At 34.9% G+C, this 19,253-nt stretch carries 15 protein-coding genes and 1 pseudogene; 10 read left to right on the plus strand and 6 right to left on the minus strand.

Annotated elements, in window-relative coordinates; all coding sequences use genetic code 11:
* Position 1: 1 nt before the first annotated feature.
* From hslV to metF, 4 genes are all read left to right on the plus strand, one after another.
* Positions 2-544: an ATP-dependent protease subunit HslV gene (hslV, locus tag DMC01_RS03685; RefSeq protein WP_142692930.1), complete on the plus strand. Its 543-nt coding sequence runs from the start codon at positions 2-4 to the stop codon at positions 542-544.
* Positions 541-1,857 carry an ATP-dependent protease ATPase subunit HslU gene (gene hslU / locus DMC01_RS03690; protein WP_142692931.1) on the plus strand — a complete coding sequence of 439 codons (1,317 nt, stop codon included), beginning with the start codon at positions 541-543 and terminating at the stop codon, positions 1,855-1,857. Before hslV ends, hslU begins: the two co-directional genes overlap by 4 nt.
* A gap of 924 nt (positions 1,858-2,781) precedes the next feature.
* Positions 2,782-3,084 carry a hypothetical protein gene (locus DMC01_RS03695; protein WP_142692932.1) on the plus strand — a complete coding sequence of 101 codons (303 nt, stop codon included), beginning with the start codon at positions 2,782-2,784 and terminating at the stop codon, positions 3,082-3,084.
* Between the two features lie 788 nt (positions 3,085-3,872).
* Complete coding sequence (gene metF, locus DMC01_RS03700; protein WP_142692933.1) at positions 3,873-4,709, plus strand: methylenetetrahydrofolate reductase [NAD(P)H]; 837 nt, start codon at positions 3,873-3,875, stop codon at positions 4,707-4,709.
* 1,052 nt (positions 4,710-5,761) lie between these two features.
* Here the strand turns inward: metF and DMC01_RS16435 are convergent.
* Positions 5,762-6,150: pseudogene (locus DMC01_RS16435) on the minus strand (IS1595 family transposase); the annotation flags it as partial.
* 341 nt (positions 6,151-6,491) lie between these two features.
* Between DMC01_RS16435 and DMC01_RS03710 the strand changes: the two are divergent.
* Both DMC01_RS03710 and lpxD read left to right on the plus strand, forming a co-directional pair.
* Entirely contained in the window at positions 6,492-7,403 is a 912-nt protein-coding gene (locus DMC01_RS03710) for an AEC family transporter (protein WP_142692935.1), read from the plus strand.
* A 1,751-nt stretch (positions 7,404-9,154) separates the two neighbouring features.
* Complete coding sequence (lpxD, locus tag DMC01_RS03720) at positions 9,155-10,120, plus strand: UDP-3-O-(3-hydroxymyristoyl)glucosamine N-acyltransferase (protein ID WP_142692956.1); 966 nt, start codon at positions 9,155-9,157, stop codon at positions 10,118-10,120.
* 610 nt (positions 10,121-10,730) lie between these two features.
* On the opposite strand, the gene DMC01_RS03725 is transcribed toward lpxD, so the two are convergent.
* Positions 10,731-10,910: a hypothetical protein gene (locus DMC01_RS03725; protein ID WP_185908674.1), complete on the minus strand. Its 180-nt coding sequence runs from the start codon at positions 10,908-10,910 to the stop codon at positions 10,731-10,733.
* Positions 10,911-11,716: 806 nt separating this feature from the next.
* Positions 11,717-11,851: a hypothetical protein gene (locus DMC01_RS15795; protein ID WP_282432242.1), complete on the minus strand. Its 135-nt coding sequence runs from the start codon at positions 11,849-11,851 to the stop codon at positions 11,717-11,719.
* A 972-nt stretch (positions 11,852-12,823) separates the two neighbouring features.
* Between DMC01_RS15795 and DMC01_RS03730 the strand changes: the two genes are divergently transcribed.
* From DMC01_RS03730 to DMC01_RS03740, 3 genes are read left to right on the plus strand one after another with little or no spacing between them, the layout of a single operon-like run.
* Positions 12,824-13,780 carry a Bug family tripartite tricarboxylate transporter substrate binding protein gene (locus tag DMC01_RS03730; RefSeq protein WP_221887127.1) on the plus strand — a complete coding sequence of 319 codons (957 nt, stop codon included), beginning with the start codon at positions 12,824-12,826 and terminating at the stop codon, positions 13,778-13,780.
* The gene (locus tag DMC01_RS03735; RefSeq protein ID WP_142692938.1) at positions 13,777-14,226 is read left to right on the plus strand and encodes a tripartite tricarboxylate transporter TctB family protein; all 450 of its coding nucleotides are present in this window, start codon (positions 13,777-13,779) and stop codon (positions 14,224-14,226) included. The genes DMC01_RS03730 and DMC01_RS03735 overlap by 4 nt, the downstream gene beginning before the upstream one ends.
* A gap of 9 nt (positions 14,227-14,235) precedes the next feature.
* Positions 14,236-15,738 (plus strand): tripartite tricarboxylate transporter permease, encoded by a 1,503-nt coding sequence (locus tag DMC01_RS03740; RefSeq protein ID WP_142692939.1) that lies wholly within the window; start codon positions 14,236-14,238, stop codon positions 15,736-15,738.
* Here DMC01_RS03740 and ubiE read toward each other — a convergent pair.
* The 3 genes from ubiE to DMC01_RS03755 form a co-directional block, all read right to left on the minus strand.
* Positions 15,728-16,435 (minus strand): bifunctional demethylmenaquinone methyltransferase/2-methoxy-6-polyprenyl-1,4-benzoquinol methylase UbiE, encoded by a 708-nt coding sequence (gene ubiE / locus DMC01_RS03745; protein ID WP_142692940.1) that lies wholly within the window; start codon positions 16,433-16,435, stop codon positions 15,728-15,730. The two genes, DMC01_RS03740 and ubiE, sit on opposite strands and share 11 nt — an antisense overlap.
* On the minus strand, positions 16,435-16,845 hold the full coding sequence (perR, locus tag DMC01_RS03750) for a peroxide-responsive transcriptional repressor PerR (protein WP_142692941.1): 411 nt from the start codon (positions 16,843-16,845) through the stop codon (positions 16,435-16,437). The genes ubiE and perR overlap by 1 nt, the downstream gene beginning before the upstream one ends.
* Positions 16,846-17,385: 540 nt before the next feature.
* Positions 17,386-17,973 (minus strand): outer membrane beta-barrel protein, encoded by a 588-nt coding sequence (locus DMC01_RS03755; RefSeq protein WP_142692942.1) that lies wholly within the window; start codon positions 17,971-17,973, stop codon positions 17,386-17,388.
* A 798-nt stretch (positions 17,974-18,771) separates the two neighbouring features.
* On the opposite strand from DMC01_RS03755, the gene DMC01_RS15800 reads away from it, so the two are divergent.
* Positions 18,772-18,903, plus strand: a complete 132-nt coding sequence (locus tag DMC01_RS15800) for a hypothetical protein (protein WP_282432243.1) — start codon at positions 18,772-18,774, stop codon at positions 18,901-18,903.
* Positions 18,904-19,253: the final 350 nt, after the last annotated feature.

Consider the following 19,253-nt stretch of genomic DNA (forward strand, 5'->3'; position numbering starts at 1 on the left):
AATGTTTCACGCAACGACAATTCTAGCCTACAAGGGCAAAAACAAATCCGTCATCGGTGGAGACGGGCAAGTAAGCTTTGGAAACACAGTTCTTAAAGGAAACGCCGTAAAGATAAGAAAGCTAGACAGCGGCAAGGTCTTGGCGGGCTTTGCAGGTAGCACAGCGGATGCCTTTAATCTTTTTGATATGTTTGAAAACTTGCTTTCAAGCTCAAAGGGGGATTTATTAAAGGCTGCCATTGATTTTTCAAAGGAATGGCGAAAAGATAAGTATTTGCGAAGGCTTGAGGCTATGATGCTGGTCCTTGATAGAAAGCACATTTTTTTGCTCTCAGGCACAGGCGATGTCGTAGAGCCAGAGGACGGGCAAATTGCAGCCATAGGAAGTGGTGGGAATTTCGCCCTCTCAGCCGCTAGGGCTTTGGCAAAGCATAGCGATTTAGACGAGGAGGCACTTGTAAAGGAAAGTTTGCAAATTGCAGGTGAGATTTGCATTTACACAAACACAAACATAAAAACATACACAATCGAGGACAAAGAATGAATTTAACACCAAAAGAACTAGTCAAATTCCTAGATGATTATGTCATCGGACAAAAAAACGCCAAAAAAATCATAGCCATAGCCCTACGAAATCGCTACCGCAGAATGAAACTAAGCAAGGAATTACAAGATGACATAACCCCCAAAAATATCCTAATGATAGGCTCCACAGGGGTTGGTAAAACAGAAATTGCGCGCCGTCTTTCAAAAATGCTTGGCTTTCCCTTTGTCAAGGTCGAGGCTAGCAAATACACAGAGGTTGGCTTTGTGGGGCGAGATGTTGAAAGTATGGTAAGGGACCTCGCAAATGCAGCAATGTCGCTCGTAAAAAACGAACAAAGGGAGAAAAATCAAGCCAAAATCGATGAATTCATAGAAAATAAGATCCTTGAAAAGCTCTTGCCGCCTCTGCCAAAGGGGGTTAGCGAGGAAAAGCAAGAAGAATATAAAAATAGCCTTAATAAAATGAGGGCTCGCCTTCAAAATGGGGACCTAGATGAGAGTATGATAGAGATTGAAATCTCTCAAAATATGTTTGACACAAACCCAAATTTACCCCCTGAAATGGGCGCTATGCAAGACATAGTAAAGGTTATAGGTGTGGGGAGTAAAAGGGTAAAAAAAGAGATGAAAATCAAAGATGCCAAAAATGCCCTAAAAAACGAGGCTAGCGAGAAGATACTTGATATGGAAAGCATTAAGAGCGAGGCTTTAAGGCGGGCTGAAAATGAGGGAATTATTTTTATAGATGAGATTGACAAGGTAGCTGTGAGTGGGGGTTCAAACAGGCAAGATCCCAGCAAAGAGGGCGTTCAAAGGGATTTGCTTCCCATAGTTGAGGGAAGTAGCGTTCAAACAAAAATCGGCACACTCAAAACAGACTATATCCTTTTCATAGCAGCAGGTGCCTTTCATTTAAGTAAGCCAAGCGACTTAATCCCAGAGCTTCAAGGGCGTTTTCCCTTGCGTGTAGAGCTTGATAGCCTTGATGATGAGGCACTTTATGAGATACTAACTCGCCCTAAAAACTCGCTTTTAAAGCAGTATAAAGAGCTTTTAGGCACTGAGAATTTAGAGCTTGAATTTAAAGATGAAGCCGTGCGAGAAATAGCTAAAATCGCTAGCATTGCAAATGCTGAAATGCAAGATATAGGTGCAAGACGCTTGCATACTGTCATTGAAAAGCTTTTAGAGGATCTAAGCTTTGAAGCGGATAGCTACTCAGGGCAAAAATTCACAGTTGATAAGAAAATGGTAGAGGAAAAGCTAGGGGATATAATTGAAAATAAGGATCTAGCAAGGTACATTCTTTAAAATTTGCTCTTGGTGTGGATTTATCTTGTGGGGCTTTATTTGGCTGTGAATTTTTGTCTAAGCTTATCTTAATTTAAGCCCTTTGCAAAAAGTAGCCTTGTAAGTGTTTGCCTTGCAGAGTGTTTCTCTTTGATAAGTCCTTGAAATTTCTTGGGTTTCATTTAAAAGCTTGAATTTAAAAAATCCTATGCATTTATCACTACAAGCAAGTTTAAAAAATAAATTTAAACTGAGAAGCCTTGATTTTAAAAGATCAAGCCTTTAAAGCCTCTGTCTTGTAGGGCTTGTTTTGCAAGTATTTAATGTGCTAGAATTTGTATATGTCTGCTAGAATTCAAGTGGCAAATTCGTGTAGGCTAGAAGTGCTTTTTGCCTAGAAAACTGTGAGCCTCTTATGCAAGGTAAAATTCATAAAATTTGGCTTGAAAATTTCACACTGGATAGGATATAAAATAGACAAACCTTTATAACAATGAGTTATTAAAAATGGGAAAGGTAAAACTGACATTTTTCATTTTAAGTGATAGAATAAATGCTAACAAGTATAAAGACGAGGCAATATAAGAAAAGATCAACAAAGCTTAGATAAAAACTAGCTTAAATTTGCACCAACAGTTCCTTTGCCTCGCCAAAGTGTAAGTGTTTGCAAAAAATTTTTAACCGCTCTTCGTTCAAATAGCCAAGGGCTGTAAAAGAGTGTTTAGGGCTTATTTTTAGCTTTTTTCGGCTGCCTTGACTTTAAAATGTGTATATATTTAGGAAAATATCAAAAGCATTTTTTGCCAAAAAGTGAATTTTTGTGCCTTAAAATTGAGCTAATTTTTAGGCTAAATTCATAAAATAAACCCATCTTTTTATGATAAATGTATTTTGTGGGGCTTGAATGATGAGCTTAATTTTTCGTTCAAAAAAAGAGGTATAGAGATGATAGAGGGTATTGTAGGCGTAATTTTAGGGCTTGGGGTGTTTTTGGGAATGCTTTTTAGCGTCTTTTATCCCATAATTCTTGTTTTTAGGCAAAAAATGCTTCATTTAGCCAACAAACGCAAAGCAGCTTATATAATGCTTGGCTTTTCTAGCCTTGCCCTTGCCTTACCATTTTTTGTTGCCTTTTATCTTTTGTCTATAGCTGAAAACAGTGCGGCTGGTTTTGGCTTTGCTTATACCTTTATACTTTCGCCCTTTATCTCCTTACTTGGCTTAATCATCGCTAATAAATTCAAATAATAAGGCTTTTTTACAAAAATATTGATCTTAGACAAAATACCATTTTTGTCATTCTAAACGGTAGAGTAAAGAAACTCGTAATTTAAAAAGAGTTATTTCGTTTTCTAAGAAAACTCAATATGACAAAAATTCACAAAAGCCTTTAAATTCTTGTAATTGTGAGCAAGAAGCCACGAATTTATGGAGAAATGCCTTGAATTTAATGGATTCTTCGCCAGTAAACTCGCTAACGATCAATCAATACTTTTTTGAAAAAGAGCCAATAATAACTTTTCAAGTTAAAATTCAAATGACTTAGCTAAGGCTAGTTTTTGATGATAAATTTTTTTGATACACCTTGCTATACAGTGTTTAAACAAGCTTAACTTATGCTTTACTTTAAATTAGGCAGCTTGAATTTTTAATTTAAAATTCAACCTAGCTTGAATTCTAAGTTTTATTGTAAGCAAGGTTTTAAATTTTGCTGAATTTTTCTTGCATATTTTGTGAAAGCTTGAATTTAAAAGGCTTTTTTACAAAAATATTGATCTTGGACAAAATATTTTCTTCCTCATTTTTAGCTACACAAAGAAAGCAGATTTAGTAACACAAATAAAGTAGAAAAATTCGCAAAAAAATGTAGTAGCTTAAAGGCAAAAATGGACGCAAAAAATGTGATTTTTGAGCTTCCTTGCCGCAAAAGGTAAAGAATAAAAAATGAATATTTTTTGAAAAAGCCTACAAAAATATATAATTTACTTGAATTTAGATCTAAATTTAGGCTAAAATTTGCAAAAAAAGGATTAAAAATGCAAAAAGCAAGTTTTTCTTTCGAGCTTTTTCCGCCAAGAAAGGATGATGGTATAGATAAGATCTACCGTGCCTTAGATGAGCTATCTACTTTAAAGCCCGATTTCATAAGCGTTACTTATGGAGCTGGGGGTTCTGCTAATTCAAAAGCTACCCTAGACATAGCTTCCTTGGTTAAGGATAGATATGAGCTTCCTAGCATAGTGCATTTGCCCTGCATACATCAAAGCAAGGAAAGCATTTTAAAGATCTTAAACGAGTGCAAGGCTAGAAAACTTAACAATATCCTTGCTTTAAGAGGGGACATTGTCGAGGGCAAGGCTGTGAGTGAGGACTTTAAATTTGCAAGCGATTTGATAGCTTTTATAAAAAAACAAGGTGATTTTAAGATCTATGCTGCTTGCTATCCTGAAAAACACATAGCTGCAAAGAGCTTTGTTGAAGACATTCATAATCTTAAGATCAAAGTAGACAGCGGTACAGACACCCTACTAACCCAGCTTTTTTTTGACAATAGCGATTTTTACCGCTTCAAAGAAGCTTGCGAGATAGCAAGGATTGATATTCCTATCTTTGCTGGCATTATGCCTGTGGCAAACAAGCGTCAGGTGCTCAAAATTACAAATATTTGCGGAGCAAAAATTCCTCCAAAATTCGCCAAGATCTTACAAAAATACGAAAACAACGACACTGCTATGAAAGATGCAGGAATTGCCTATGCCATAGAACAAATTGTAGATCTGCTTACAAGCGGGGTTAAGGGCATTCACATTTATACTATGAATAATTCTTACATAGCAAGACGCATTTATGAGGCAGTACATTCCTTGCTATGAGACAAATTAACTTGTGAATTTAAGGCTTGAAAATTAAATAAAATTTTGAATTTTTAGCAAAAATGAGGCTTTTAAATTCAAAAATCTTTTAAATTCAAGTTATATTTTTTTAGAATTTTAAAGGGCTATTTTACAACAAGTCTTTTATAAATAAGCATTTTTTGTTTGCTTTTTATTTATTTTTGTCTATTTTTGGTGCCAAGTGCCTCAAAGAATAGTTTCTTTAGTCTAAAAAAGAAAATAGCGATCTTGGCTCTTAAATCTCTATTTTCTTTAATAAAATAAGTTTCTTTACAAAAGGGATCTTTGTTTTCAAGCATTGTAAGCACACAAGCCTTCTTTTGTTAAAGGCTAAAATTTGCAAATTTGTGTAATAAAATTTAATGCTTTTGCATAAAAAAATCTTAAATTTTAAGTTCAAGTCAGCACTTACTACTTGCTAGATTTGTGAAAAAACTGTTGTTTTTTTTATTCTTTCATCTTTTTTAAAGATTGCAAAATTATTTTTATAATTTAAATAAAAATAATATATTTTTATAAGATAAAATTTAAGTTTTTAGCTTATTTAAAAGAATTTTTATAAATTTAATTAAGCTCTTTTTAAAAATATAATTTTATCATTTTTTATAAATTTTGATAAATTTTAAAGCCTTATTTAAGATCTTAAATGCAAAAAGCTCGTCTTTGATTAGGCTTATCTTCTACACTCAAAATGGCTAGGTTCAATTAGAAAACAAGCAAGGTTTCTTTAAAAATGAGTGCTGAGATTGAAGTTTATGAGAGTTATTTTTTGCTTTGTTAAACTCGCAACTGCGTAGCAGAAGGAACAAATGCTCATTATATGGTAAAACACGTCAAATTCGAGTTTACAAACGAGTAAATCATATCAATGAAATTGTGAATGTTTTTGTTTTGTGTTCTTGCAACTGCGTAGTAAAAGTTTGCAAAGGCTAGCCTAGGGGTTTGATGGCAAGATAATTTTTCACGCAATGATAGTGAATTTAGATCTGAGATCAAAGTTAAGAATGTAAATTTGCATAAAATTTTATGGCTCAATTAAACTTAACAGAATTTTCCCTTATCAACTTTAATAAAATTTGATAAAGATTTTGTCCCAAATTTTTTGTATTATATCTAAAATTCTGTTTCCTTTAAGTGAAGGATAAAATTTTCTTTCTTAATGCCACGAAATTTGGCAAGTGTCAACTTTGCAAAGTCCCCAAAAGTTCTCTATCCCATTGATGTGGTTATGTCCATTTGCAAACTCGTTTTTAAAGTGTTTTACTCTGTAATGCGCCTTTGCTCCTTCTTGCAAAGTTGCGAGTGTAACGAAGCAAAAAATCCACCAAGCCATCATAAACTTTGAAGCTTTCCTATAAATTTCACTTTCTGCCAACTCTGAAAATTCCTTTATTATGGACTGCAACTCTTTGGCAGAGCAAGTGTTTGAGTGTATAAACTCGTGCTGTTGCGTTTTAGCATACCTTCTGCTAGCAGTTACGAGTGCGTAGCACGAAGTAAAAAATAACACAAAATTTCACTAAATTATATCTGCGAAATTTGGGAACGGACTTTTGTTTTTCATAGGTGTTAACTTAAAAACCTTTCAATTTGGTTTAAGTTTAATTGAGCCAAATTTTTAAAATGGCTTAGGAAAATCCTAGAACATTTTAGCTAGAAATATCAGCCGTCTTAAAATAAGCCAAGCTAGCATTTAAAGCTTTTTTAAGCTTAGTTTTTTATAATAGCCTCATTTAATTTGTGAGTTTAAAGAGAAAAGCTATGTTTATATTTGAGCCCTTATTTACTATTTTTGCCTTGCTTATGGGAGGATATTTTGCCAAAAGAGTGGGGGTATTGAAAAATAGACAAAGTAGGGGCTTTTTGGACTTTGCCGTTATCTTTGCTCTGCCCTGTTTGATCTTTGAAAGGACTTATTATTTAAATTTTAACTTTTTGTTTGTTATTTATATACTAATAGGGCTTTGTTCTTCTTTACTTGCTGGGCTCATTAGCGTAGTACTTGGCAAATTGTTTGGCTTTTCAAGGGCTACTCTTGTTAGTATGTTTTTGTTATCTTCTTTTGGAAATACCCTTTTTATAGGAGTTCCCATAATCGAGGGTCTTTATGAGGATCCCCAGCTCATAAGCAATGTTATCTTTTACGATGCCCTTGCAACTACTTTGCCTATGGCGCTTTTTGCCCCCTTTGTTTTGTCCTTAGCAAGCCAGCAAAAGCCAAGCTTACTGACAAATATCAAAAAGGTGCTTAGCTTCCCTCCCTTTGTGGCTTTAATACTTGGGCTTTTGTGTAAGCTTGTAAGTTTGCCTGAGTTTATCTTAGAGCCTATAAGGCTTTTTGGAGGAGCAGCAACCCCTACTGCACTCTTTGCCATAGGGCTTGGACTTGGTTTTAATGCCATTAAAACAAGCTATAAAAGCACCTTCATTGTGGTAAGTTCTAAGATGCTTTTAACCCCCTTTATCTTTATCGCTCTCATAGCACTTTGTGGGCTTGAATTTTCACCTTCGGCAGTGGTTGCCATCTTTGAAAGCTCTATGCCTACTATGAGTTTAGCCGTTGCTATGGTTATGAAGGCAAAGCTAGATTCAAATTTAGCAGTAAGCGTCATAGCCTTTGGGGTGCTTTTTGCCTTTATTTCTATGCCCTTGCTTGTATTTATCTTAATTTAGCTTTAAAGCCTTCATTTTTGTTTAAATTTCTAGCGAAATTTTGCCTTGTTTTGCCTTTAAATTCAGATTTTATTAAAAAAGAAGCTAAATTTAAAAAATCAAAGTTTTCTTATTAGAGCCAACAAAACACTTTAAATTCAAGCTTGCACACTTAAAAAAGCAGATCAAGAAAATTGTGAACTTTTTTGTTCCATACTTTTGCAACTGCAAAGCAAAATATGCTTTGCGAAAATTTAGACTTGCTAAATTTAAGAATAAAAGAAAATTTTGTCCTTCATTTAAAGCAAACATAATTTTAAGATGACAATTTGAGGAAAAAATTTTAATTAAAATTTGCCTAAATTGATAAGAAAAAATTCTATTAGAGTATCTTGAGTCAAAAGAATTGTATAAAAAGTTGTGCTGATTTAAGAATTACAAAAGAATTATTCGATAAAAAAGAATGGAATGAAAAAGATATACAAGAACGCACAAATAAACTAATAAGAGAATTTTTTGAAATTTGGGATATAAAAAAGCTAAATAATTAAATTATTGTATTGATTTATTAAAGACTCAAAAAAATGTCCAAAGCCGCTTACTTAAAACGCATTTTATGAAAGGCTTAAAAAGGCATAAAAAATTGTTTTAACATAGCCTTGAAAATTTTAGAATGTGCAAATTTTTACTATCATAGCAGCTTTAACAAAGAGGCAAAAAACTAATTCTTTGACAGTATAAATTCACACAAAAGATAAGATTTTAAGAATGAAAACCTCACAAGATTACACGAAAATTCACAAGCAAGGCTAAATTTTCAAGGCACAAAGGACGTCGTTTCAAAAGAAATCTACAAATAAGCATTCAAATTCACACTCAAAGCCTCTTTGCATTGCGGAGAAAAAAAAGGGGGGGGGGGGGTTGTGTTTGCATTTATTCTTACAGCTACTTTGTATGGAATTTGCACGGCAAAAACTGTCAGTAAATGACATAAAGTGAAACAAAACCTACAAATTTAAAGCATTAAATTCAAGGCATTTAGCTATAAATTCAAGGCTTTTTTACAAAAGCATTTTTTTGCGTTTAATTTAACTAAAAAGGTGTTTTATTAAACTTAACAGAATTTTTTCTTATCACTTTCAATAAACTTTGATGAAAATCTTATCTTCAATTTTTTGTCTTAATTGAATTTTTTTAAATTAAGGATAAAAGTTTATTTCCACGAACTTTGGCTAAGTAAACTAGCAAAGCCACTTTTGCTTACAGTTGCGAACGAGTAGCACGAATAAAAACATAGGTGCTTTCTTACAAACCCCACTCTTACCACATACACCTTACCCTTGTGCTACGCAGATGCTAGTGCAGATAAGCAAAAATAAACCTCATCAACTTCAAGCTCGCAACTCATTTTAAAAAGCCTCTCGCATTCTTTAGATATTAAAATTTGAATTTGCTTGAAAATTTTGCACAAATTTTAATGGCGAATTTGACAAAGCAAGAGGATTTTCACCTCTAAATCAATTCTTGCAAAGTGAGGGGACTGAAAGACTGAGTAAAAATACTTGAAAAGTTCTATAAAGTGTATCTGCGAAATTCACAAACAAAGCTTTGTTTTTCATAATCCTTAACTTAAAAACCTTTCAATAAAGCTTAAGCTTAATTGAGCCTTAATTTAAATTTTAAATTTTTAAAGTCATTTTTAAAGAAAAATATCTTATAATTTTGAGTTTTTTTATGTAAAATCAAGCACAAACAAAAACGGAGTGTGGATGATGAAATTAAGTGAAATTGCTGAATTTTTAAGCCTTGATTATGCGGGCGAGGATATGGAAATATCGGCGTTAAACTCAATCAACAACGCAAGTTTTAATGAGCTTAGCTACTGCGATGGGCGAAAAAACGCCAAAGATCTAGCTAGCACGGGAGCTGGTGCGATCTTAGTAAGCAAGGAATTTGAAAATTTAGTCCCCAAAGACACAAAGGTGCTAATCAGCCCAAACCCCCATTTATCCTTTGCTTATTTGAGCAAACTCTTTGCAAAAGAGCTAATTTCAAGCGAAAAAAAGCCAAATAAAATCGCAAAGTCCGCTGTGATAATGCCTAATGTGTATCTAGGAAGCGGGGTTGAAATCGGCGAAAATGTCGTGGTGATGGCAGGTGCTTACATAGGCGATAATGTCAAAATCGGCGATTTCACGCTCATACACCCAAATGTCGTCATCTACAACGACACGCAAGTGGGCAAAAAATGCCATTTGCTCGCAAACTGCGTCATCGGTAGCGATGGCTTTGGCTACGCTCACAACGATGCCGGGGAACATTACAAAATCTATCACAACGGCAATGTGGTGCTTGAAGATGGCGTAGAAATCGGTGCTTGCACTACGATAGATAGGGCGGTCTTTGATAGCACAGTAATTAAAGCAGGCTCAAAAATCGACAATCTCGTGCAAATAGGACACAACTGCAAGATCGGGCAAAACTGCTTAATCGTAGCTCAAACAGGGCTTTCAGGTTCTACTGAGCTTGGCAAAAATGTCGTTATGGGCGGACAAAGTGCGAGTGCTGGGCATTTAAAGGTTGGAGACTATGCCACCATAGCGGCACGTGGGGCTGCTGTAAAGGACTTAGAGGGAGGGCAGATTTACGGAGGTGCTCCCACTATGCCACAGCGAGAGTGGCTCAAACTGCAAGCGAAATTTGCGATGATGGTAAAAAAGAGAAACAAAACGGTTTAAGGCTTTATTTAGGCTTACTTGTGTTTGAAAGGCTCTTTCATACAAAAGCCTTTTTTGCTTGTATGGGCTAAATTAATGTTTTAAAACCTAGTTTCTTCACTAAAACCTAGCTATCTTAGAAAAACTTTTGCTATAAATTATAGAGTCTTTAAAAAATGAACTTTTTTAAAAAAGGCTCAAGATACTTTAATAAGGCTTGGCTCAATATACTTTAATATGATTTTCTCTTATCAACTTTGATAAATTTTGAAAAGAATTTTGTCCTAAACTTTTACCACTATACCTAAGCTTTACTTCTTTTAAGCGAGGGATAAATTTTTCTTTTTTAGCCCTTAAATTTAACTAAAATTTACAAACTTCGTGCGGATGAACTATCTATTCTATCCACACTCATTACTATCGTGCAACCCCTTTTGCTTACAGTTGCAAGACACGAAGCACGAAGCAAAAAATCACCTCGCAATACTTCGCCTTGTTTGCTTTTGTTTGGCTTGAAAATTCACATTTCTTGTCATTGACAAACGGACTTCGTCCGTTAAATTCACGCTTTTAAAAAACGTGAAAAATCCCTCCACTGCGGAGTGAGTTTGGTGGTGGGTAAATTGAATTATCAAAATTGTGAATTTTTTAGCAAAACCACATAGAATTCACACAAATTCAACAAAAGAAACAAAAATGAGTAAAAATACTCAAAATTCATCAAAAACTCGGTCAAATTAGGCATAGCAGCAGATGCAATGGCGAGTATATCACCCTTGCTAGTAAAGAACATGGATTTAGCAAATTCCACAAACAAAACAGCTTAAACACTGCAAATTCAAGCAAAGTAGCAAAATGCCTTACGCTACACTAAGTAGCGGCGTGAAAATGCCTATGCTATGAAACTTTCCAAATATCAAACAACGAAACACAAAGGCGCGTTGAGGACGCTGTGGGCGTGGGTTACCGTCTCATAAACACAGCAAGCTTACGCAAACAAAGAGGACATAGGAGTAGCACTTAAAAGCACGGTTAAAGATGGATTAAAACAAGATGATCTTTTCATCAAAGCGAAGATTTAAATAAACCAAACAAAAGGAAAAACAACTTCAAGGTCTTTGAGACAGGTTGCAAGAAGCTAGGTGCAAAATTGTGAATTTGTATCTCAAGCCCTACAAGGACAGCTATGAAGTGCTGTGAGCTATGAGCAAGCTCTTAAAAGAGAGTTATGTGAGTTTTAGTGCGAAAGCTTAATGTAGTTGAAGCAAACAAAACGAGCAAGGCTTAAAAGCCTTGCAAAGTGTATCCCATCCAGCAGTTGTGAGAGTAAACAAAAAAGCCACCAAGAGATAACTATGTTAAGTAAAGCCCTTCACAGTTGCAAGAGCCTAAGACAAAAAACATCGCCTCTTAATACAAGATATTGTTGGCTTTTATTTAAAGAAATTCAGAACTTGCGTGAATTTCTTTAATCCGCGTTTTGTATTCCGTAGTCTGCATATACAACGCCTTATACGTCTTTGTTTTATAAATTCACGCCTTGTGCAAATTTCTACAATCTACACTTTGTGTTCTGTTTTCTGTAATCCATATATACAAAGCCTTATCCGCTCTCGTTCAAATTCTTACAAATGTATTTTTCTTGTCATTCAAAAACTTCACGCTTTGCGTGAATTTATCTATGTTTTGTAATCCGTAGTCTGCATACTCTTTGCGTGAATTTCTAAAATCTACACTCTGTATTTCGTACAAATTGGCATTTTTTATAGCAAAGAACACACTTCGTCAGTTAAATTCACACCTTGCGTGAATTTTTACACTCTACACTTTGTGTTCTATTTTCTATAATCCATAGTCTGCATATGTAAATTCATAGCCTTAAAATTTAATCATTCATCTAAATTTAACGCATTTTGTGTGTTTTTAGATAAAAAGCAAGATAACAAAAACAAAGTATTTTTGTTTGCAGTTACAACACACATAGCACAAAGTAAAAAATTAAGCAAAAGCTTAATAAGTAAAAAAAAAAAATCGTCCTTCAAGCGATTAAATTTCGCTAGTTAATGAGAACAACAAGTAAATTTAAATCCTTGTTTTGCCTTTGAATTTAATAAAAATTCAAGTTTAAAGCTTGAATTGAATGAGTTTGTTAAATTTAAACCTTGCTTGAATTTTCATATTTCATCTATCTCAAGTATCCACAAAATGACATTTTTTCAAGCCATAAAAAGATCATCCATTTAAATATGGGCTTAGTGGTGGGTGTTTAAGTATATGACAAGAGCCTAAAAATCGCTATAATTAAAGTAAGCAGTTCTTAAATTTTTGCTTTTTTCAAAAAAAATTATCACTCTTTGAAATAAATAAACTCAAAAATTCACAAGGCTAAGTGAAAATTTATGATTTATTTTAAGCTTTGACTTCGTTTTTTAGAAAACTACTAACTGTATATAGAAATTTTAATCTTGCTAAAAAGCTGCCTTATAATATTTTTGCAAAAAATCAAACTTAGTTAAAAATTAGCTAAAAATGAAACAGTTTTTAAATAAAAATCCTTAAATTTAAAAAAATGAGTAATTAAGTAACTCTTAGTTAAGTTTTTTTTTTTTTTTTGATATTTTAGTCTAACACTTTGCTTAAATTTATGTAAAAATAAAAAAATTTAAATTTTAGAAAGGATGAAAAATGAAGAGATTAACCTTAAGTGCTCTTTGCCTTGCCTTAATGCTTAGTGCTTGCGGCAAGAAGGATTCAAATGAAACACAAAGTGCTGGTTCTATTACCAAACCAGAATGCATAGCGCCAGCTGCGCCGGGTGGTGGCTTTGATCTTACCTGTAAGCTAGTGCAAGTTAGTTTGCTTGAATCAAAGCTCATAGAAAAGCCTATGAGGGTTACCTTTATGCCGGGAGGGGTTGGCGTTGTGGCTTATAATTCAATGATTAATAACCGCCCAAAAGACGCTAACACCATAGTAGCCTTTTCAAGTGGCACACTTTTAAACATAGCTATGGGAAAACACGGACAGTATAATGAAAACGATGTTAAATGGCTTGCAAGTGGGGGTGTGGATTATGGAACCATCACTGTAAGAGCAGATTCTCCTTATCAAAGCTTAGAAGATCTCATCGAAGCACTCAAAGAAAAGCCTCAAGAAATTAGCTTTGCCGCTGGTGGATCCATAGGTGGGCAAGATTGGATGCAAACAGCTTTAGTAGCAAGACTTGCTGGACTTGATACTAACCAAATGCGTTATGTAGCCTTTGAAGGAGGTGGGGAGGCTCTTACTTCCTTGCTTGGAGGACATACGCAAGTGCTTGTAACAGGTGCGGCTGAACTTGCTTCGCATCTTAGCAGTGGAAAATTAAGACCCCTAGCTGTCTTTGCTGAAAATAGACTTGATTCTAATGATTTTAAAGACATACCAACAGCAAAGGAACAAGGCTATGATGTTTTGTGGCCTATAGTTCGTGGCTATTATATGGCTCCTCAGGTAGGCGATGCTGAGTTTAGCTGGTGGCTTGATACCTTTGATAAGCTTTGGCAAACAGATGAATTTAAAAAGCAAAGAGAATTTAGAGGACTTTTTGAATTTAACAAAAGCGGGAACGAGCTTGATGCCTTTGTAAAAGAGCAAGTAAATACCTTTAGATCTCTTATCAAGGAGTTTAATTTACAATGAAAGAATCTTATTTAAGCACGAAGATCTTTTCTTTTATAACCTTCGTGCTATGTTGTATAGGACTTTATCTATGTAAAGATCTAGTAGCACCTCTAAGCTATGAGCCACTAGGTCCTCGTGCCTTTCCACTTGGTTCTTTGGTGCTTATCGCTTTTTGTTGCATCTTGCTTTTTTTCTTTGCTGAAAAAACTGAGGTTCATTGGGGAAGTGCTAAGCTTTGGGTAAAAAACATTATGCTTGCCATAAGTTTTATTATATTCATAGTTTTGTTTGAAAATTTAGGCTTTATCATCTCAACCGTTATCTTTGCCTTTTTATGCGGACTTGTTTTTGACGGTAGGGTTAAATTTGTGCTTCCCTTTTCTATCTTCTTGGGGGTATTTTTATACTACTGTTTTGATAGATGGTTTGATGTAACCTTGCCTCTTGGCTATGTCTTTACTTAAAGGATAAAAATGGATACTTGGTCTTATTTATTACAAGGCTTTGCTGTTGCCTTTGAAACGCAAAATATCATTATAGCCCTCATAGGCTGTCTTTTAGGAACTATTGTAGGAATGCTTCCTGGACTTGGTCCGATTAATGGTGTGGCTATACTCTTGCCCTTGGCTTATTCTTTAAAGCTTCCTCCTGAATCAGCTCTTATCTTGCTAGCTACTGTTTATATGGGCTGTGAGTATGGAGGGCGAATTTCATCTATCTTGCTAGGCATTCCAGGAGATGCCGCAGCCATTATGACGGTGCTTGATGGGCATCCTCTTGCTAAAAAAGGAATGGCAGGAAAGGCTCTTTGCTTGTCGGCATTTAGCTCCTTTATAGGCTCTTTTATAGCCATTTGTGGCATTATCTTCTTTGCTCCCTTGTTAGCACAGTGGGCTTTAAGCTTTGGTCCGGCTGAGTATTTTGGTCTCATAGTCTTTGCCCTAGCTACCCTTGGTTCTATAATGGCGCAAAAGCCTATTCGCTCCTTTATGGCGGCTCTCATTGGGCTTTTTTTAACCACCATAGGCATAGATGGCAACACAGGAGTGTATCGCTTTACCTTCAACAGCCCGCATTTATATGATGGAATTTCTTTCATAGTGCTTGTTATAGGGCTTTTTTGCATTAGCGAAATTTTCTTAATCCTAGAAAATACCCACCACGGTCAAAAGATTATCACAAAAACAGGAAAATTGCTTGTAAGCTTTAAGGAATTTTGCTTTGCCTTTTGGACCATCATTCGCTCCTCTTTTACGGGCTTTGTGGTGGGCGTTTTGCCGGGTGCTGGTGCAACCATAGCCAGTGCCATTGCCTATATGAATGAAAGAAAGATAGCAGGAAAAGAGGGAGAATTTGGAGAAGGGGATTTAAGAGGGGTTGCTGCACCTGAATCAGCTAATAACGCCTCAGCTTGTGGTTCTTTCATACCTATGCTAACACTTGGAATTCCTGGATCTGGAACAACAGCGGTTATGATAGGTGCTTTAACGCTTTATAATATCAACCCAGGTCCTGCTATGTTCATAGAACAAGCCGACATAGTGTGGGGTCTCATAGCCTCTTTACTTGCAGCAAATGTGGTCTTGCTTGTGCTAAACTTACCACTCATTGGCATCTTCATTAGGGTTTTAACTGTGCCTATGTGGGCTTTGGTGCCGCTTATTGCTGTGGTTTCTGCCATTGGGGTGTATTCTATAAATGCTTCAAGCTTTGATTTGCTTTTAATCTTTATCATTGGAATTATAGGCTATATTTTAAGAAAGCTTGAATTTCCTATGGCTCCTTTGATTTTGGGCTTTGTTTTGGGCGAAATGCTTGAGGTGAATTTAAGAAGAGCCTTATCTATAAGCAATGGAGACTTTTCTATACTCTGGCAAGGTGCCATTTGCAAGGTGCTTTTAGTGGGAGTATTTATAGTAATCTTTGTCTTGCCTTTGATGAAGTATCTAAGAAATAAAAAGAAGGCTACTGCTTAGTAGCTATGAAGGCTGTGCTAATGTCTAGGCTAAAACTTTTAAGCTCTACGACAAAAAAGCCAGCCTCTTCAAGCTCTCTTGCTAACTCTTCCTTACTCAAAAAGCCTTCAATTGAGCTTGGGAGATATTCGTAGGCTACTTGGTTTTTGCTTATAAATTTGCCTATTTTTGGCAAAATGCGTGAAAGATAAAAATCTCTGCACCACTTCAAAAGCCCACCTTTTTCGCGTTTGGTAAATTCAAGGATGAGCAAAAAGCCTCCTTTTTTTAGCACCCTAAAAAACTCACTCAAAGCCTTTTGTCTTTCAATGACATTTCTAAGTCCATAACTTATGCTTATAATGTCGGCTGTTTCATTATCTATGGGTAAATTTGCTGCCTCTGCTTTTATAAATTCACATTGAGGAAATTTTTGCTTCGCAAGTTCAAGCATAGCTGAGCTAGGGTCTATACCCCTTAGGCTTTGAAGTTCTTTGTTAAATTGAGCACAAAGCCTAGTCCAAAGACCTAGCATATCGCCTGTGCCACAGGCTATGTCAAGTATATCAAGGCTTTGAGCGGACATCCTTTCAAGCACGCCCCTAATACCAGCCACTCGCCAGCTTGTATCCACGCCAAAGCTTAAAATTCTATTAAGTTTATCGTAGGTAGGAGCGATCTGATCGAAGAGTTCAACGATTTGTTCTTGTTTTTGCATTATCTGCACTTAGAACAACCATCTATATAAGCTGCAACAGCCAATCTATCTATAAGGGCTCCTATATTTTTTTCAAGCTTTTCTTGATATCTTGTTAGATCAGCATCCTTAAAGCTTAGATCCTCCATATAGCCACATTTTGAGCAAACTATGTGAATGTGTGGCTCCTCATAAATGTCGTAGCAGCTTTTTTGATTTGGCACATTTACTTCTACAACCAAACCCCTTTGTGCAAGAACATTGAGATTTTTATACACAGTAGCCAAAGAGATAGAAGGATACCTAGCCCTTACTTGCTCATAAAGCTCGTCAATGTTAGGATGCTCGTGCTTTTTAAGAATTTCAAGCACACAAAGCCTTTGTGGTGTAGCTTTTAACTCGTGTTCTTTCAGTAAGTTAATGAGTTCCATTGGCAAACCTTAAAATTTTTTTGTATAAAATGATACCTAAAAAAGATTAAAATTATATTAAATAATATTTTTTATTGATAGATTTTAAAAAGGCTCCTCTGTCAAAAGGTGCTATTCTTTGTCTACATTAGAATATAATAAGTGTTTCAAAGCAAGGTTTTTCAAAAAATGCACCTAGTTTCTTTAACGAAGTTTATTAAGAAAAAAGAAAGCTTTTTGCTTAACTTGCAACTTAAAGCACACTTATCCACTTTTTTTCAAAAGAATAATTTAATGAGCTTGCAAACTAAGACAAACACTTTTCAAAAAGCTGTCTTGTAAGAAACTAAGAGCTTTATTTAAGCTAGACACATTTAAACAATTTAATAGCATTATATGTGAAATTCAGGGGACAAAAAAGAGAACTTTTGCAAAAATCAAGACTTGATATTTTGGTGATTTTAATAGATACAAAGGATTTTAAATTTAAGGGTTTCTAGAAAAGGCTTAGACAAACGAGGTATAAACAATACCTCGTTTTGGTGCTAAATTTAGCTAAATTTAGAAAGAAAAGGTGTAGCGAAGTCCTATGTTATAGGGCTGAGAATACTTGTTGTTATTTTTCTTTTGAGTAAGAAAGCTAACTCTGTTGTAAATCTCTACTCCGTGTTGTGCAGCGAAATTTGCTCTTAAACCAAAGTTTATACCAGCATCAAAGCCACTTGCTTTAATCTTACCTCCACCTAGCTTTGTCTTATGGTTTGCATAGCCTAGACTTAAACCACCGAAAGCACCAAATTCCATATCATCCATTGACATAAAATTATAAAGCGCATCTGCATTTACATTGAAATTCCAAGTAGTAACAGTGGCTTTACCATTGCTTTTTGTGCTCTTCTTGCCTGAGCCATAATCGAAGACACCATAATAACGAAGCCCTAAATTCTCATCTAAGAATTGCTTATAACCACCTGTTATTCCGTATCTAAGAGCGGCTGGGGTGATCTTAGAGCCTGAACTAAATTTATGCTTAGTCCAGCCATAGCCAAGCTGCACACCAGCATAAGCTCCTTCTTCCTCAGCTACAGCAACAGTAGCACCTAATATACCTGCAAGAGCGAGGCTCAATGCTAATTTACCTGTCCTCATGGGACCTCCTATGAAATGAATTTGCAAAATGTTTAAAAAACAAAACGAAAGGATTTTAAGCTAGGCTTATGAAAAAGACTTTTTAAGCCTAGCTAGGCTTTGTTTTTTGTAATTTTGACTTAGCTATGATAACAAAAAAAAAAAAAATATAAGCTTAAAAAACACTTAAATTTACTTTAAATTTGCAAATTTTACCCCCCCCCCCCCTAATTTCACCCAAAAACTAAGCCTTTGAAGCATTTTCAAAGGATAAAAAGTCTTGCTTAGTATAGTAAAAATTCTTTAAAAGGCTTTTAAATTTAAAGATTTTTATCCAAGCATTAAATTTTTGTTTATCTAAACAAGGTGCTAAATTTTATCTAGCTTTTTGATAAATTCACTGTTGCCTAAAATACCTTGTTTCAAAGAAACAAAATATCCCTTTTAAGAAATTTTAAACCAGCTTTCTAAGCTCAAAATGACAAAATTATAAATCAACACCCTTGCTAAAAAAACAAGTTGAAATCTTGTTGAATTTAAGGCTTAAAATTCAAAGATTTAAAAAACTAAGGCTCAATTAAAATTAACCCAAAGGGGTTTTAAGTTAAAACCTATGAAAAACAAAAATGCGTTCTAGAATTTCGCCAAATCTAATGAAAATTTTGAAATATTTTTTACTTAGCCTTTCGGCTCATCCCTTTACAAGAATTGATTTAGGGTAGAAAAAACGCTAATCTTCGTCAAATTTGTGATTAAGGCTATGTGTAAAAGGAATTTGCATTTTAAGCCTTAAAGAATGTGAAAAGCTTTCTAAAATGAGTGGTTGAAGTTGATGAGAGCTACTTCGGAGCTTACAGAGTGCGTAGTGGACATGGGGCTGGTCGCAAAAGTTTTTGTTTAGTGTTACATAATTGTCTCTTTGTAAGAAGGGATGCCAAAACGCTAAGCTAGCGTTTATACGCAAGTGATAAAACACTGCTTGGCAAAAGAACCATTGTCTATTATAAGGGACTTTGCAGATTTAGAAAATGCTACAATTTTAGTAAAGCTTCAAAGCTTATGATTTCTTTGTAAATTTTTTTATTTCGCGCTATATATCTTGCAACTTTGCAAAAAGGAACAAGGGTTTATTTAGGGTAAAGCATAGCAAAAACGAGTTTGAAAAGGCACAAAATCATATCAATGTGATAGAAAATGTTTTCACTTTGTGTTCTTGCAACTGTGTAGTAGAATGGACTATGCAAAGTCTCGTTTAGCTGAATTTAAAGGCTAAAAAAGAAAATTTTGTGTTTCATTTAAAA

The organism is Campylobacter troglodytis (assembly GCF_006864425.1).
Classification (GTDB): domain Bacteria; phylum Campylobacterota; class Campylobacteria; order Campylobacterales; family Campylobacteraceae; genus Campylobacter_D; species Campylobacter_D troglodytis.